The sequence below is a fragment of the Arthrobacter crystallopoietes genome, assembly GCF_002849715.1.
Classification (GTDB): Bacteria; Actinomycetota; Actinomycetes; order Actinomycetales; family Micrococcaceae; genus Crystallibacter; species Crystallibacter crystallopoietes.
Map to the genome: position 1 here is coordinate 1770848 of NZ_CP018863.1, position 14352 is coordinate 1785199.

16 protein-coding genes are annotated in these 14352 nt (G+C 65.4%); 8 read left to right on the plus strand and 8 right to left on the minus strand.

The genetic code is table 11. The features are described from left to right. Window positions 1-6 precede the first annotated feature (6 nt). A complete protein-coding gene (locus AC20117_RS08425; protein WP_074700112.1) occupies window positions 7-846 on the minus strand; it encodes a DUF1206 domain-containing protein in 840 nt (279 codons plus the stop codon). A 181-nt stretch (window positions 847-1027) separates the two neighbouring features. Between AC20117_RS08425 and AC20117_RS08430 the strand changes: the two genes are divergently transcribed. The 4 genes from AC20117_RS08430 (at window position 1028) to AC20117_RS08445 (ending at window position 2900) form a co-directional block, all read left to right on the plus strand. Further along, on the plus strand, window positions 1028-1420 hold the full coding sequence (locus AC20117_RS08430) for an MmcQ/YjbR family DNA-binding protein (protein ID WP_074700111.1): 393 nt from the start codon (window positions 1028-1030) through the stop codon (window positions 1418-1420). Next, complete coding sequence (locus tag AC20117_RS08435; protein WP_074700110.1) at window positions 1417-1965, plus strand: hypothetical protein; 549 nt, start codon at window positions 1417-1419, stop codon at window positions 1963-1965. Before AC20117_RS08430 ends, AC20117_RS08435 begins: the two co-directional genes overlap by 4 nt. Next, window positions 1962-2513, plus strand: coding sequence for a DUF1990 domain-containing protein (locus AC20117_RS08440; protein ID WP_074700109.1), 552 nt, complete (start codon window positions 1962-1964; stop codon window positions 2511-2513). Before AC20117_RS08435 ends, AC20117_RS08440 begins: the two co-directional genes overlap by 4 nt. A gap of 66 nt (window positions 2514-2579) precedes the next feature. Next, complete coding sequence (locus tag AC20117_RS08445; protein ID WP_074700108.1) at window positions 2580-2900, plus strand: putative quinol monooxygenase; 321 nt, start codon at window positions 2580-2582, stop codon at window positions 2898-2900. Window positions 2901-2911: 11 nt separating this feature from the next. Here AC20117_RS08445 and AC20117_RS08450 read toward each other — a convergent pair whose 3' ends face one another. From AC20117_RS08450 to purS, 4 genes are all read right to left on the minus strand, one after another. Then, window positions 2912-4123 (minus strand): serine hydrolase domain-containing protein, encoded by a 1212-nt coding sequence (locus AC20117_RS08450; RefSeq protein ID WP_236777476.1) that lies wholly within the window; start codon window positions 4121-4123, stop codon window positions 2912-2914. A gap of 329 nt (window positions 4124-4452) precedes the next feature. After that, window positions 4453-6843 (minus strand): phosphoribosylformylglycinamidine synthase subunit PurL, encoded by a 2391-nt coding sequence (gene purL, locus AC20117_RS08455; RefSeq protein WP_236777477.1) that lies wholly within the window; start codon window positions 6841-6843, stop codon window positions 4453-4455. Further along, window positions 6843-7616 (minus strand): phosphoribosylformylglycinamidine synthase subunit PurQ, encoded by a 774-nt coding sequence (purQ, locus tag AC20117_RS08460; protein WP_074700106.1) that lies wholly within the window; start codon window positions 7614-7616, stop codon window positions 6843-6845. Before purQ ends, purL begins: the two co-directional genes overlap by 1 nt. Continuing rightward, window positions 7616-7888: a phosphoribosylformylglycinamidine synthase subunit PurS gene (gene purS / locus AC20117_RS08465; RefSeq protein WP_074700105.1), complete on the minus strand. Its 273-nt coding sequence runs from the start codon at window positions 7886-7888 to the stop codon at window positions 7616-7618. Before purS ends, purQ begins: the two co-directional genes overlap by 1 nt. Before the next feature lie 192 nt (window positions 7889-8080). On the opposite strand from purS, the gene AC20117_RS23265 reads away from it, so the two are divergent. Continuing rightward, window positions 8081-8251, plus strand: coding sequence for a hypothetical protein (locus AC20117_RS23265; RefSeq protein ID WP_158300444.1), 171 nt, complete (start codon window positions 8081-8083; stop codon window positions 8249-8251). A 75-nt stretch (window positions 8252-8326) separates the two neighbouring features. Here the strand turns inward: AC20117_RS23265 and AC20117_RS08470 are convergent, their stop codons facing one another. Next, window positions 8327-8671, minus strand: a complete 345-nt coding sequence (locus AC20117_RS08470) for a hypothetical protein (RefSeq protein WP_074700104.1) — start codon at window positions 8669-8671, stop codon at window positions 8327-8329. Between the two features lie 226 nt (window positions 8672-8897). Next, window positions 8898-9857, minus strand: coding sequence for a 3-methyladenine DNA glycosylase (locus AC20117_RS08475; RefSeq protein ID WP_074700103.1), 960 nt, complete (start codon window positions 9855-9857; stop codon window positions 8898-8900). Between the two features lie 335 nt (window positions 9858-10192). Here AC20117_RS08475 and AC20117_RS08480 point away from each other — a divergent pair, with 335 nt between their 5' ends. After that, entirely contained in the window at window positions 10193-13237 is a 3045-nt protein-coding gene (locus tag AC20117_RS08480) for a S8 family serine peptidase (protein WP_074700102.1), read from the plus strand. Window positions 13238-13315: 78 nt separating this feature from the next. Here the strand turns inward: AC20117_RS08480 and AC20117_RS08485 are convergent, their stop codons facing one another. Beyond that, the gene (locus AC20117_RS08485; protein WP_074700101.1) at window positions 13316-13771 is read right to left on the minus strand and encodes a MarR family winged helix-turn-helix transcriptional regulator; all 456 of its coding nucleotides are present in this window, start codon (window positions 13769-13771) and stop codon (window positions 13316-13318) included. Window positions 13772-13869: 98 nt separating this feature from the next. Here AC20117_RS08485 and AC20117_RS08490 point away from each other — a divergent pair, with 98 nt between their 5' ends. Beyond that, window positions 13870-14079, plus strand: a complete 210-nt coding sequence (locus AC20117_RS08490) for a hypothetical protein (protein ID WP_074700100.1) — start codon at window positions 13870-13872, stop codon at window positions 14077-14079. 51 nt (window positions 14080-14130) lie between these two features. Continuing rightward, window positions 14131-14349, plus strand: a complete 219-nt coding sequence (locus AC20117_RS08495) for a hypothetical protein (protein WP_074700099.1) — start codon at window positions 14131-14133, stop codon at window positions 14347-14349. The last annotated feature ends 3 nt before the right edge of the window (window positions 14350-14352 follow it).

Sequence of the window (14352 nt, forward strand, 5' to 3'; positions counted from 1 at the left end):
TGCCCGCTACATTTTGCCGTAGCGGGCACGCGCGCCCAGGTACAGTCCGTAGCAAATGAGGCCGAGGGCCACCACAATCAGCGCGGCGTCGCCGAAGGGCTGTTCCTTTAGGGCCTTCAGTGCGCCGTCGAGGCCCTTGGCTTCCTCGGGATCCTGCTGGAACGCTGCAACCGAGAACAGGATGCCGAGCACCAGCAGTGCCGCACCCTTGCCCACGTAGCCGAAAGAGCCGGCCCAGCTGATGCCGATCCTCGCGCCGCCCGGTGGCAGGGACTCCAGATCCTTCAGGAACTTCTGCGTAATGCCCTTGTAGATGTAGAAGACTCCGGCGATGGCGATGCCTGCGCCAATCAGGAACAGCACCAGCGTTCCGCCGGGAAAAGCCATCAATTGCGCGCTGGCGTCCTGTGAGGATTGACTGCTGTCGCTCTTGCCGCCAAGGGCATAGATGCCGAACGTGAAACCGATGGCCGCGAAGACGATAGCCAGACCGGCTGCCTTGATCCGTTTGCCCCACTTCTTTTTGGTTTCCAACCCGCGGTAGCCGAATGCGGCGTCGGCTAGTTGCCACAGTGCCAAGGCGGCGCAGGCGATGAGCCCGGCCCACAGCAGGAAGACCCCTCCAGGTGTGCTGGCCAGCTGGGAGATCGCCCCGGCCTGGTCTGCTTCCCCCGATGCCCCGAGGCTCAGCCGCAAGGCAATATAGCCAATCAGCAGATGCATCAACCCATTGGCGGCCCAGCCAAAGCGCGCCACCACTTCCAACGTTTTCGATTCCGAGGCTTGCTCGGCGCCGTCTTTCGCCCTTTTCGCCTGGTGCTTCGCCTTCTCCACTTCGCCGCTCATGCGCCGCACCTCCGCCTGCCTCATATCGCCAAAGGGAACGCGCCCCCACAGGGGAGCGCCGCCGTCGTACTCCTGGAACCATCCTCCCACCAAAGACTTGGACGGGACTTGGAAAGCCGGACTTCTCCACAGACGGACCGTCGACCTTCCTGACCCCGGCCGCCGGCGGTAGGCTCGATGGGTGGACGGATCAACGTTGCGCGGCATGTGCCTGGACCTGCCGGGCGCTTTCGAGGACTTTCCCTTCGGGCCTGACTTTTCGGTGTTCAAGGTGCGCGCCCGCAGCGGCACCGCGAAGATGTTCGCGCTCTCGGACCTGGGCGCGGATCCGCTGAGCATCAGCCTCAAGTGCGAGCCGGCGCTGGCCGAGCAGCTGCGCGCCGCCCATCCGGAGATCACCGGCGCGTACCACATGAACAAAACACACTGGAACGGCGTCCGCTGCGACGGCGAGCTTCCGGACGACATGATCCGCGACATGGTCGAGGACTCCTATGATCTGGTGGTGGCCGGCATGACCCGCCGCGACCGCGAATCCCTGGGCTGGACCAGGCTCGCGCGGGAGGAAGCGTGATTTCCCAGGACCTGCTCGATGAACTGTGGGATTTCTCAGATCCTAAGGGGTCGGAACAGCGGCTGCGGGCGGCGGACACCAACAGATTTGCGCTGCGTACCGACCGCAATGAGCTCGCCACCCAGATCGCCCGGGCGCTTGGGATGCAGTCCCGGTTCGTGGAAGCGCTAAACCTGCTGGAGCGGATTGACGACGGCGAACCGGTGGTCCTGGCCCGGATCCTGCTGGAGCGCGGAAGGGTCCTGAACGCGAGCGGGCATCGGGCGGAGGCTGTGGGCCTGTTCGAGGATGCAGCGCACTTGGCCGCCGAGATCGGGCAGAACTTCATCGCCGTGGATGCCATGCGGATGGTGGGGCAGGCGGACCCCTCGCTCGCCGAGGAATGGGCGGAAAGCGGGCTGGCAGTGATCGCGCGCAGCCAGGATCCGCGGCTGGAACGCTGGGCGAGGGACTTCCACACGGACCTGGGCGATGCAATGTACGACGGCGGTGCTGGCCAGGGTGCGTCCGGCCAGTCCCAGCAGAGTATGGACAGCGGACAATGACGATGAAGGGCGACAGTTTCGACGTGGATGCAGAGCTGACCTACCTGGAGCACGGCTGGACTCAGAGCAGCCGCGAACCAGGGGGCTACCGGATTGCCCGGCATCGTGTGGTCGTGGGTGCGGGACAGGACGCGTTCAGCCGGCTGACCGAGGGCATTCTGGGGTGGGAGCTGCACCGGCTGGCCGGGCTCAGCGTCAGGGCCCAGGCTCCCCGGGCAGCGGAGGGCGTGCATGTTGTACCTGGCTTCGGCTTCGGGAGATTGCGGCTGGCGGCGCCGTGCAGGGTTGTGTGGGTCGAGGAAGGCACCACACGTGCCGGGTTCGGCTATGGCACATTGCCCGGCCATCCGGAAACGGGAGAAGAGAGTTTCGTGGCGGTGCTCGAGCCGGATGGCCAGGTGTATTTCGAGTTGTTCGCCTTCAGCCGGCACTCCAACTGGTTCTACAAGCTCGGCGGATCGGTTGCCTCGGCCTGCCAGCGACTGGTCACCCGCCGGTACCTAGCAGCGGCGCGAAAGCTGGCATCCGGCATCCCAAAGGATGCGTGAAAGGATGAAAGGACAGTTCTGATCGGAGCCGTGGACCGGCTTCGCCCAACAGGAAGGCAACAATCCGTGATCTTTATCGTGGTCAAGTTCAAGGTCAAGCCCGAGTTCGCAGACCAGTGGCCGGAGCTCGTCCGGGAGTTCACTGAAGCTACGCGCGCGGAGCCGGGCAACCTGTGGTTCGATTGGTCCCGCAGCGTTGACGATGCGAACGAGTACGTCCTGGTGGAAGCCTTCCAGGATGATGCGGCCGGAACGCACGTCAACAGCGAGCACTTCAAGAAGGCGATGGCCGAACAGCCGCAGTACCTGCAGGAAACCCCGCGGATCATCAGCCGCCAGATCGACGGCGAAGACTGGGACCAGATGGGCGAAATGACCGTCGCCTGATCCAGGCTGAACTACGGGGCAGGGGCTTCGGCCGGGGCGTACAGCTCGCCGATCAGTTCGCGGGCAATGGCCGCGGCCGGGTCCCGCCCATCCGCTGCGGGTGCCAGGTTCGTCCACACCACCAGGGTCAGGTCATTACCCGGATCATGCCCCGCGAATGAGTTGAAGCCGGGCAGCTCACCGGTGTGGCCGTACAGCTCGCCGAACTTCGCAATGGCCAGCCCGTACAGCAGCGAATTCGGATCGTCCGGATTCACGGGCTGAAGGCTGTCCAACCGGATCTTCTGCATTTCCTCATCCAGGACCGCGCCGCCGACGAGGGCCTCGGCCCAATCGGCCAGGTCGCCCGCCGTCGACGTTCCCTGGCCCGCCGCCCAGGTCCACGAAGCGTTCGCGTCCGTCACATCGTTCGGTTCCAGCGTTCCCTCCTGCGCCTGCGCGATCAGGTCCGCCGGCAGCTTGGTGCTCGCGATGGTCATCACGTTGTTCATGTACACGTAGCCGCGCGGGTGCGGCGAAGGGATGGGCGTGGAGTCCGACGGCGGGAAGGTCGATTCCGTCAGCTCAAGCGGTTCGAGGATACGGTCCTGGAAGACCTCTGCCAGCGGTTTGCCATCCAGCTCTTCGGCGATCAGCCCGAGCAGCACGGTATTGGTATTCGAGTAGTGGTAGCCCCCGCCCGGCGGGAAATACACGGGCAGCGGCAGCGCGATCCCGAGCAGTTCTTCCGGCGTCCAGACCCGTTCCGGGGTTTCGTCGAGGGCCAGATTGAGCTCGTAGGACTCCGAGTAGTTGTAGAGGCCGCTGCGCATGTTGAGCAACTGCTCGATGGTGATGTTCTCGCCGTTCGGCACGTCATCCCGGTACTTCGAGACCGGGTCGTCCAGCTTGAGCTTGCCCTCCTGCACCAGCTGCAGGATGACCGTTCCGGTCCAGGTCTTGGTGATGGAGCCGATCCTGACGTGGTCCTCCAGCGAGACGGGTTCACTGCCGTCCAATGCGTCCGTGCCGTAGGTGAAAGTGAACTCGTCCTCCGGCGTCCGCAGCAGTATTACCGCGCCGGGAACCAGCAGTTCACCGGCCGTGCTCTCAAAGATTTCGCGGAGTCTCTCCTCGTCCACCGGCCGCAGGCTCGAAGAGGCCGCTTCCGTCGGTGCTGCCTCCCGCGTAGCCCCTCCAGATGATTCCGCCGTCGTCACCGGCTCAGCCTCGACCGTTTCCATTGATTGCGGCGGGCCTCCCGAGGTGCAGCCAGTGGCTCCAAGGAGGGCGGCCGCTGCCAGGCAAACAGCGGCAAACCAACCGCCGCGGGATCGGTTTCTGGGGCTGGACGTTTCGGGCATGACAGACTCCGGGTTGAAGTATTTCCGCCCCCGCCATCGGCTGACCGCAAAGCGCGCCAATCGCTACCGCCAAGATACTCCCTTTGGCCGCCCGGCAGAATAGCTGGGAGCCCGGCCCGGCCGAAAAGACCATAGAAGCAGCTGATGCCCTTCCCAAATCTGGGAAGGGCATCAGCTGCTTAGCGGATCTCGAAAGTGGAGCGGGGGACCTACGCGAAGTACTTCGGCAGGGTGCCCTCGTGGGCTTCCTTCAGCTCGGCCAGCGGCAGCGAGAACTGGTCCTGGAAGTCCAGCGCCTGGTTCTCGGTGTCCACCACGCCGATGCGGATGTGGGCGAAACCGCGGGCGCTGCACATGTCCTTGAAGCGCACCTCTTCGCTCCGGGCCACGCTAACGACGGCGCGTGCCTGGCTTTCGGAGAACAGTGCGGTAAACAGGTCCACGCCATCGCGCTCGCAGACCTCGCCCAGGCCGATGCGGGCGCCGACGCCGAAGCGCAAGGCCATATCGGACAGGGCAGCGGCGAGGCCGCCCTCGGAGAGGTCGTGCGCGGCGTCGATCATGCCGTCACGCGAAGCATTGATCAGCAGTTCGGCCAGCAGCTTCTCGGCCGCCAGATCCAGGGCCGGCGGCTTGCCGCCAAGGTGGCCGCGCAGGTTGGCCCATTCGGAACCGTCCAGCTCGTCCTTGGTGACGCCCATCAGGTAGATGGCCTGTCCGTCTTCACGCCAGCCGGAGGGAGTGCGCCGGGCGACGTCGTCGAAACGGCCCAGCACGCCTACTACCGGGGTGGGGTGGATGGCCACGCCGCCGGTCTGGTTGTACAGCGAGACGTTGCCGCCGGTCACCGGGATGCCCAGTTCCTGGCAGCCGTCGGCCAGGCCGCGGACGGCCTCGGCGAACTGCCACATGACCTCGGGGTCCTCCGGGGAGCCGAAGTTCAGGCAGTCCGAGACGGCCATCGGCACGGCGCCGGTGGTGGCGACATTGCGGTAGGACTCGGCCAGGGCCAGTTGCGCGCCCTGGTACGGATCCAGATAGGTGTAGCGGCCGTTGGCATCGGTGGAGACGGCGACGCCCAGGCCGGTCTCTTCGTCCACGCGGATCACGCCTGCGTCGTCCGGCATGGCCAGCGCGGTGTTGCCCTGGACGTAACGGTCGTACTGGTTCGTGACCCAGTCCTTTGAGCACATGTTCGGCGAAGCCATCAGCTCCAGCACGGCGGCCTTGAGGTCCTGACCGGAGGCGGGACGCTCGGCTGTGCTGCTGTTGAACGTGTCTGCCTGCACGCCGTCCAGCCACTCGGGGCGGTGGTACGGGCGATCGTAGACCGGGCCTTCGTGCGCCACGGTGCGGGGATCGACGTCGACAATCTTTTCGCCGTCCCACTCGATGATCAGGCGGCCGGTGTCGGTGACCTCGCCCAACCAGGAGTACTCGACGTTCCACTTGTCCATTATTGCCTCGAACGCGGCGACGTTCTCCGGCGTCACCACGGCCATCATGCGTTCCTGCGACTCGGACATGAGGATCTCGCCCGGGGTCAGGGACGGGTCGCGCAGCAGCACCGAGGTCAGCTCAACATGCATGCCGCCATCGCCGTTGGAAGCCAGTTCCGAGGTGGCGCAGGAGATGCCCGCGGCGCCGAGATCCTGGATACCCTCCACCACGGAGGACTTGAACAGCTCGAGGCAGCACTCGATGAGCACCTTCTCCGCGAACGGATCGCCCACCTGCACGGCAGGGCGCTTGGCCGGCTTGCCGTCGTCCTCGAAGGACTCGGAGGCCAGCACGGAGGCGCCGCCAATGCCGTCGCCGCCGGTGCGCGCGCCGAAGAGCACCACCTTGTTGCCGACGCCGGACGCGTTGGCCAGGCGGATGTCCTCGTGGCGCATGACGCCCACGGCCAGCGCGTTGACTAGCGGGTTGCCCTGGTAAACGGAGTCGAAGACCACTTCGCCACCGATGTTCGGCAGGCCCAGCGAGTTGCCGTAGCCGCCGATGCCGGCCACAATCCCGTGGACCAGGCGCGCGGTGTCCGGGTGGTCGATCGCGCCGAAACGCAGCGGATCCATCACGGCCACCGGGCGGGCGCCCATGGAGATGATGTCGCGGACAATGCCGCCCACGCCGGTCGCGGCGCCCTGGTAGGGCTCCACGAAGGACGGGTGGTTGTGCGACTCGATCTTGTAGGTCACGGCCCAGCCGTCACCAATATCGACGACGCCGGCGTTCTCGCCGATGCCCACCATCAGGTGCTTCTTCATGTCCTCGGTGACCTTCTCGCCGAACTGGCGCAGGTGGACCTTGGAGGACTTGTAGGAGCAGTGCTCGCTCCACATCACCGAGTACATGGCGAGCTCGGCCGCGGTGGGGCGGCGGCCCAGGATCTCGACAACCCGGTTGTACTCGTCTTCCTTCAGGCCGAGTTCGGCCCAGGGCAGCGGAGTCTCAGGGGTCTCCTCCGCGTGCTTGACGGTGTCGATGTTGAACTTGCGTCCTTCAATATTTTCGACGGCGTGCGCGATGTCGCCGAATTCCGCGTGCTCGTTCTTCGCCTCGTCTGCGGTTTCCAAGCGGGCGTCCACTCGTTCACTCATTACTTGGCACCTGCCACAATCTTCTTCAGTACAGAGGTGAAAATTCCCAGTCCGTCCGTGCCGCCGCCGAGCTCAACCTCGCCGAAGGCGGAGGAGTCCGGGCCGAAGCCGGCTTCCACGGCGTGCTCGGGGTGCGGCATGAGGCCCACAACGTTCCCCGCCGCGTTGGAGATGCCGGCGATGTCGCGGCGCGAACCGTTCGGGTTCACGTCGACGTAGCGGAAGACCACGCGGCCTTCGCCCTCGAGCTCGTCCAGCGTCTTTTCGTCCGCGACGTACTGGCCGTCCTGGTTCTTCAGCGGCACCACAATCTCGGAGCCAGCGGCGTACTGGGAGGTCCACGCGGTGTTGCTGTTTTCCACGCGCAGCTTCTGGTCGCGGCACAGGAAGTGCAGGTGGTTGTTCTTGATCATGGAACCGGGCAGCAGGTGCGCCTCGGTCAGGACCTGGAAACCGTTGCAGATGCCCAGAACCGGCAGTCCGCCCTTGGAAGCATCGACAACCTGCTCCATCAGCGGCGCGAACCGGGAAATAGCTCCGGCGCGCAGGTAGTCGCCGTAGGAGAAACCGCCGGGAATTACGACGGCGTCAACGCCCTTCAGGTCATGGTCGCCGTGCCAGAGGCTGACGGCCGTGCCGCCGGCGATGCGGACCGCGCGGGAAGCGTCCCGGTCATCCAGCGTGCCGGGGAAAGTGATGACGCCAATGCGGGCACCGGACAGGCCGCTGTCGGGCACGGGCGAGAAGTCGCCGATCAGGGGAGTTTCAGTCATTACTCGCCGGCTCCGATGGTGGCCTCGACGATGACCTCAACGCGGGTGACGTCTTCAATCACAGGGTTGGACAGCAGGGTGGTGGCCGCGTGGCGGGCCTGCTCCAGGATCTCTGCGGTCACTTCGCCGTCGACGGTGAGCTCAAAGCGCTTGCCCTGGCGGACCTCGCTGAAGCCGGTCTGGCCCAGTCGGTTCAGTGCGCCGGCAATGGCTTTGCCCTGCGGATCAAGAATTTCGGGCTTGGGCATGACATCAACAACGATCCGGGGCATCCGGTAACTCCTGTGCTTGGAATCTGGGCTCTTCAACGAAGCGAGGCGCGCGGAAACCGTGCCGTCTCACGCTGATCCAGCGCTCCGCGAGCTTGCATCCTCCATTCTACCGGCTCTGGCAAACCGCAAATTCTACGTGACCGCGGCCCCAAACCGGTGCCAAAAACGCGCACGCCCCCGTACGATTGCGCCATGCCCGAGAAACCCAAGTCCCTGCTCCTGCCCATCATGGCGGCGGCCATTGCCGGCGGCCTTGCCCGCATGGTGGTCCAAAAGTACCGCGCGGACAAGCAGGCCGAGCGTGCCGCCCACGAGGATCTTGCCCGCAGGGTCAGCGAAGCCGTCCGCAACCCCCGCCGCTAGCCAGCCCCGCACAGCCAAACAACGACGCCGGAACCGGGCTGCCGCCGTCGTCCTCCTTGCCCTTCGGCTGGCAGCCTAGACCGCTCCGCCAATGCCGCCGAGCAGCGCCTTCATGGCGTTCCATTCGGAAATCTTGCAGCCGTCGGTGAGGGAGAAGTGCTTGTCCACCGGCTGCCCGTTGAGCGTTCCCGTGACGTGCGCCTGCTGGGGCCCGCCGTACTCCTGGGTACAGATCAGGTTCGGATCCGGCAGCCCGAAGAACACTTTCTCGCCGGCATTCGCCAGGGCTTCGCACGCGGCTTCCGGCTCCCGCACCGTGGAACTTTCAAGCGGCTGCGAGTCTGCGCACTCCAGGATGCGTTCCTGCACGGCATCGGATCCGGCGGAGGTCAGCTCGATCCTCAGGCTGGCATCGACCATGGCGGTTCCTTCCTCTGGGGTACTCGGCGGGGCGCTGCCCGGCTCCGACGGGGACGGCGAAGCTGGCTCCGAAGGCGAGGTGGGCGCCGTCGTTTGGGGCGGGGACGTAGTCGGAGGTGGCTCCTCTTCCGGCGGTGTGCACCCGCCCAGCAGCAGAGCCAGTGCCACCGGCACGGCCAGCAGAGCCCGCGTTGCCCTTGTTGCAGCGCAATTGCCGTTCATGATCTCACCCGTCCATACGGTCCAGACTGTCCAAGTTGTCCAGCGCAGCCAGTAGCCGGCCGCGCAGTTTTTGGGATTCCTCCGAGAAGCCGCGCTGGGCCGCGGCGTACTGGGCCCGGCCCTCGGCCGTTTCGATCCGGATCGGCTCGTAACCCCAGGCGGCCAGGTCGTACGGCGAGGCCTGCATGTCCATTTCGCGGATCCGCCAGGACAGCTCGAAGCAGTCCATCACCAGTTCGCTCGGCAGCGCGGGGCTGAGTTTGTAGGCCCACTTGTACAGATCCATGTTGGCGTGCAGGCAGCCGGGCTGTTCCATATCCCGCTGGTTCTCGCGGGTGGGCCGCAGCGTGTTCAGCGGCGCGGCCTGGGGCGTGTAGAAGCGGTAGGCATCGAAGTGCGAGCAGCCGATCCGGCTTTCCTCCACCACGGTGTCCGTCCCCTCGGCCCCGAGCCGCAGGTCCAGGTATTCGTGCCGCACGCCGTTGAGCCGGGACTTGTAGACCATGGCCCATTCGTGCAGCCCGAAGCAGGCGAACCGCGCCGGACGGGCGGCAGTGCCGGCCAGGATGACCCGCGCGAAGGCGATGATCTCGGCCCGCTCCCGGCGGAACTTTTCGTGATCAAAGGTGACCGCGCCGCCGTCGTTAGCCAGGTCCCGGGCCGGCAGCTCCAGCGCCCGGTGTTCCGGCGCGGAAAGCGGGCGGTAGTACTTCCAGTCCTGCCGCTCGATTGCGGCTTCGCCGTTCAGGACGACGCCGGCGCCGGGGTGCCAGCGCAGCAGCTGCCCGGGTTTGTGGCTGTAGTAGGTGAAGAGAAAGTCCTCCACGGGATGCTTGCGCCCGGCCGAACGCCGCTGAAGATAGGGCTCCGTAAAGCGGGCAGCCCTGCGCTGGTGCTCCTGCGCCCGGAGCAACCACTCCTCGGGCGCGAGGACCTCCGGCCGGATCAACTGCCTTTGCCACATGTATCCATTCTCGCAGGTGTGCGCCGTCTGGATCACTACGCCTATATCACTATCCCGGGCGCGGCGCTACACTCAGATCACGGATTGGTGGCGCCGTGAAGGAAGTAATTCGGAAATACCTGAAAGGCTTCTTTGAGAAAAATTTCTGCTGTATTTTGAGCTCACGGGCCCGCCAAAAGTGACTCCGGTCACGCCGTTGGGGGAAGGGGGCCGGCTTCAGAGCCGGATCGCACGCCGTTCGGTGAATCGTTTCTGCACCGAGGGGCGGGCAGCCTGGCGGGCCTGCGGAGCGGATCAAGTTGGTTCGGTCCACAGGATGAAAGGCATTCCTTCTCATGACCATGCAAAGCAACAGCTTTGTGCGGCGGCCCAGCATCCGCGCCGCCACCGCACTCGCACTGGGGCTGCCGCTGCTCCTTTCCGGCCTGGCCGGACCGGCCGCAGCGGCACCTCCCGCCATCTCCGCCACGATTCAAAACTCCCCGCTGGCGGAGGTGCCCGAGCTTTACCAGGACGGGCACTACATCGTCATGCTCGAAGCGCAGCCAGTAGCAACGTACGACGGCGGGGTGGCGGGTATCGCTGCCACCAAGCCAGAGAAGGGCAAAAAGCTGGACGTTGGCAACGCCAACGCGAAGAAATACCAGCAGCACCTGAAGAAGAGGCAGCAGGCGGTAGCGGCCGAGGAGGGCGTGGAAATCCGCAAGAGCTTCACCACCGCGGTGAACGGATTCGCCGCGGACCTGACCGGCGTCCAGGCGGCCGCACTCGCCAAGACGCCGGGCGTGCTGGCCGTCACCGAGGACGAGCAGCACCATCCGGTCTACTCCAGCGTGGATTACCTGGGGCTGCCCGGAAAGAAGGGCGTCTGGAACCAGCAGTACGGCTCGGAGAAGAACGCGGGCAAGGGCACCGTGGTCGGCGTGATCGATACCGGGTACCACCCGCAGAATGAATTCCTTGCCGGCGGGGAGGTCGCCCCGCTCAAGGGCAAGCCGAAGGTCGGCGTGCCCTACCTGAACGGCGAGGGCAAGATCGCCATGCTCAAGTCTGACGGCGCCACCTTCATCGGCGAATGCCAGACGGGTGCGGCAGGCTCGGGGTTCACCGGCACCGAATGCAACAGCAAGGTCCTGAGCGCGCGCTACTACGCCGATGATTTCCTCAAGTTCGTGCCGCCGGAAAACCGGCATCCGAAGGAGAGCATTTCACCCCTGGACCTTAACAGCCACGGCACCCACACCGCCTCAACGGCCGCCGGCAACAGCGGTGTGGAAACCAATGTGGACGGCCGGGACTTCGGCACCGGCTCCGGGGTGGCGCCGGCAGCGAAGGTCGCCGTCTACAAAATCTGCTGGCAGGACAACAATGCAGCGTCCGGCGGCTGCTACTCCTCGGCGGCCATTGCGGCCATCGAGCAGGCCATCAAAGACGGCGTGGATGTGCTGAACTACTCCATTTCCGGCAACAACAACTCGGTGATCGATCCGGTGTCCATGGCCTTCCTGAGCGCGGCCGAAGTCGGCATCTTCGTCTCCGCTGCCGCAGGCAACGCCGGCCCGGCCGACACCACCGTGAACCACAGCGCCCCCTGGCTGATCACCGTCGCCGCCAGCACGTTCTCCAACGAACTGCAGGGCACGGTTGAACTCTCCGACGGCACCAAGTACCGCGGCACGTCGATCATGAGTTCCGAACTGGGGCAGACCGCGCTGGTCTTGTCCAAGGACGCCGGCACGGCCGCGGCCAAACCGGAGGACGCGGCCTTGTGCACCCCCGGTTCACTGGATCCGGCCAAGGTACGCGGCAAGATCGTCATCTGCGACCGCGGCGTCATTGCACGTGCCGAGAAGTCGGTGGCCGTGAAGCAGGCCGAGGGCGTGGGCATGGTCCTGGTCAACACGGTGCCCGGCTCCCTGGATCTCGATCTCCATGCCGTGCCGACCGTCCATATCGGAGACCCGGGCATCAAGGACAAGGTCGCCCAGGATCCTTCACTCACCGCGGCTCTGGTTGATTCGGATACCACCGGCCTGCCCGACAGTCCGGTGCCGCAGGTGGCGGCCTTCTCCTCGCGCGGCCCGTCCATGGCTGTCGGATCGGATCTGCTCAAGCCGGACGTTGCGGCGCCGGGCGTCAACGTGCTCGCCGGCGTCTCGCCCGTTGAGGGCGAGGAGAACTTCGGCTTCATGTCCGGAACCTCGATGGCCGCACCGCATGTTGCCGGTTTCGGCGCCCTGCTGCTGGGCAAGAATCCGCTGTGGTCGCCCTCGACAATCAAGTCCGCGTTGATGACCACGGCTGACGAGCTTGTGAACGAGGACGGCACCACGAATACCGACAACTTCGCCACCGGCGCCGGCCAGGTGGACGTCCGGCGGATGGCGGATCCGGGGCTGGTCTATGACGCGGGCGTCGAAGACTGGTACGGCTTCCTGCAGGGCGCGGTGGGCGACATCGGACTCGATGAGGACCTCGCCATCGAGGCCAAGGACCTGAATGTCCCCTCGATTGCGCTGGGGGCGCTGACCGGTGAAGTTTCCGTGACCCGCTCGGTGACGGCGCTGAAATCCGGGACCTACCGGGCCAGCGTGGAGCTGCCGGGCATCGAGGCCACGGTGGAGCCCTCGGTGCTGAGGCTGCGGAAGGGCCAGGAGGCCTCCTTCACTGTGACCTTTAAGAACGACGGCGCAGCGTACGGCAAGTTCGCAATGGGCGAGCTGGCGTGGCAGGACGGCAGGCGTTCGGTGGCGTCGCCGATCGCCATCCGGCCGATGGAGGTGCTGTCGCCGGAGACCGTGGTGGTTGACTCGGCCGCGAGTGAAGGCTCGGCGGCCATCGAGGTCAGCTCCGGAACGGACCAGCCCATCGACGTCGCGGTGGAGGGCATGGCGAAGGCCGATGCAATCACCGCTGAGCGGACGGCCGATCCGAATGGAATCACCGCCAAGAGCGCGGTTGTCGCCAGTCTGGTGGTCCCCGAGGGTGCCACCATGGCCCAGATGTCCATCAATGCCGCAGTTCCCACCGCGGACTGGGACCTCTACGTGATCACGCCCGCCGGCGAACAGCTGACGCAGGCCACGGCCAACTCCAGCGAGACCTTGGTGCTGGACAAGCCGAAACCCGGCACGTACCAGGTGATCGGGCATCTTTGGGGCACCTCCGATGGTGCCACTACCAGTACCGGAACAGTCAACACGGTGGCTTTGGCCGGCGACGCGGGCAACCTGACGGTAAGCCCGGACCCGCTGGAACTGCCCAACGGGGAAGCCGGTTCCGTTGAGGCCAACTGGGCCGGCCTGGAATCAGGCAGCTGGGTTGGGCTGGTGCGGTTCGGCGACAGTGCCAGTACGGCCCTGACCGTCAACGTCCCCTAGGGGAGCGGTACCAATAAAGCGGTACCAACAAGAAGTCGGTGAAGGCCGGCGGGAAACTGCCGGCCTTCATCCACGGGGTTAGTGCGCGCTGTCCTGCGCGGCGGCAATCAGATCCCGCATGGACTCGTTGAGCGCCACCAGTTGCTCGCGGTCCAGCCCGAGCCGCTGCAACATGGTGCCCGGCACAGCCAGGGCGTCTTCCCGCAGGGCTTTACCCTTCACCGTCAGTCCGATGGCCAGGGCGCGTTCGTTCCCCGGTACCCGGTCGCGGGTGATCAGTCCGGCTGCTTCGAGCCGCTTGAGCATCGGCGAGAGTGTGGCGGGTTCCTGGGCCAGGGCTTCGCCCAGATCCTTGACCATCCGGGGGCTCTCTTCCCACAGCGCCAGCATCACCAGGTACTGCGGATGGGTGATGCCGAGTTTTTCGAGGACCGGCTTGTAAGCGCCGATCACGCTGCGCGAGGCTACCGACAAAGCGAAGCAGAGCTGGTGTTCGAGCAGCAGGTCCTCGTCCCGCTGTACAGCCGCGGTCATACGGATCACACTCCTTCAGATAGTTAGTGCCCTAAGTGTTAGCCTATGCTGGAAGAAGGAATCGTTCCAATCCGCAGTGCAGACGTAAGGGGGCCCACATGGCCGGCAAGAAGAACTCGGTGCAGAGATTCATGAACATCACCGGCAAACTTCGCGTGATCTTCGGCCCCGCGCAAAAGAGCGGCGTGGACCATCCCATGACCGAGGACAACCGGCGCCTGCTCCAGGAACGCGAAGCGGACGCAGCGCAGTGGGAAACCGTGCGTCGGGCGGACGGCAGTACCTACATCGTGCCCAAAAAGCAGTAGAAGTCGTACACTGGTCATACGGATAACAGCCTCGTCAAGAAGGTGATTCAGATGGCTGAGAATTCGCGCTTCCTCCGCACATTCATGCGTATAACCGCGGAGGCCGCCAAAGTGTGGGGTCCAGCAGACCGGATCGATTCTGATACCCCAGTGGTCCACAAGCACGACGACGCCGAGAAGGCCTCGGAAGAGCAGCTTGCGGAGATCGAAGTGGAGCGGGATGCCGAAGGCCATGCCTATGCAATCCGCAAACGCCACGACGTGGCCTGAGGC

Bases quoted from the DNA above. Each gene is read 5' to 3' on its own strand.
- AC20117_RS08425 (WP_074700112.1), bottom strand. From the start codon at position 846: ATGAGCGGCGAAGTGGAGAAGGCGAAGCACCAGGCGAAAAGGGCGAAA.
- AC20117_RS08440 (WP_074700109.1), top strand. From the start codon at position 1,962: ATGACGATGAAGGGCGACAGTTTCGACGTGGATGCAGAGCTGACCTAC.
- AC20117_RS08450 (WP_236777476.1), bottom strand. From the start codon at position 4,123: ATGGAAACGGTCGAGGCTGAGCCGGTGACGACGGCGGAATCATCTGGA.
- purL (WP_236777477.1), bottom strand. From the start codon at position 6,843: ATGAGTGAACGAGTGGACGCCCGCTTGGAAACCGCAGACGAGGCGAAG.
- purQ (WP_074700106.1), bottom strand. From the start codon at position 7,616: ATGACTGAAACTCCCCTGATCGGCGACTTCTCGCCCGTGCCCGACAGC.
- purS (WP_074700105.1), bottom strand. From the start codon at position 7,888: ATGCCCCGGATCGTTGTTGATGTCATGCCCAAGCCCGAAATTCTTGAT.
- AC20117_RS23265 (WP_158300444.1), top strand. From the start codon at position 8,081: ATGCCCGAGAAACCCAAGTCCCTGCTCCTGCCCATCATGGCGGCGGCC.
- AC20117_RS08470 (WP_074700104.1), bottom strand. From the start codon at position 8,671: ATGGTCGATGCCAGCCTGAGGATCGAGCTGACCTCCGCCGGATCCGAT.
- AC20117_RS08475 (WP_074700103.1), bottom strand. From the start codon at position 9,857: ATGTGGCAAAGGCAGTTGATCCGGCCGGAGGTCCTCGCGCCCGAGGAG.
- AC20117_RS08480 (WP_074700102.1), top strand. From the start codon at position 10,193: ATGACCATGCAAAGCAACAGCTTTGTGCGGCGGCCCAGCATCCGCGCC.
- AC20117_RS08485 (WP_074700101.1), bottom strand. From the start codon at position 13,771: ATGACCGCGGCTGTACAGCGGGACGAGGACCTGCTGCTCGAACACCAG.
- AC20117_RS08490 (WP_074700100.1), top strand. From the start codon at position 13,870: ATGGCCGGCAAGAAGAACTCGGTGCAGAGATTCATGAACATCACCGGC.
- AC20117_RS08495 (WP_074700099.1), top strand. From the start codon at position 14,131: ATGGCTGAGAATTCGCGCTTCCTCCGCACATTCATGCGTATAACCGCG.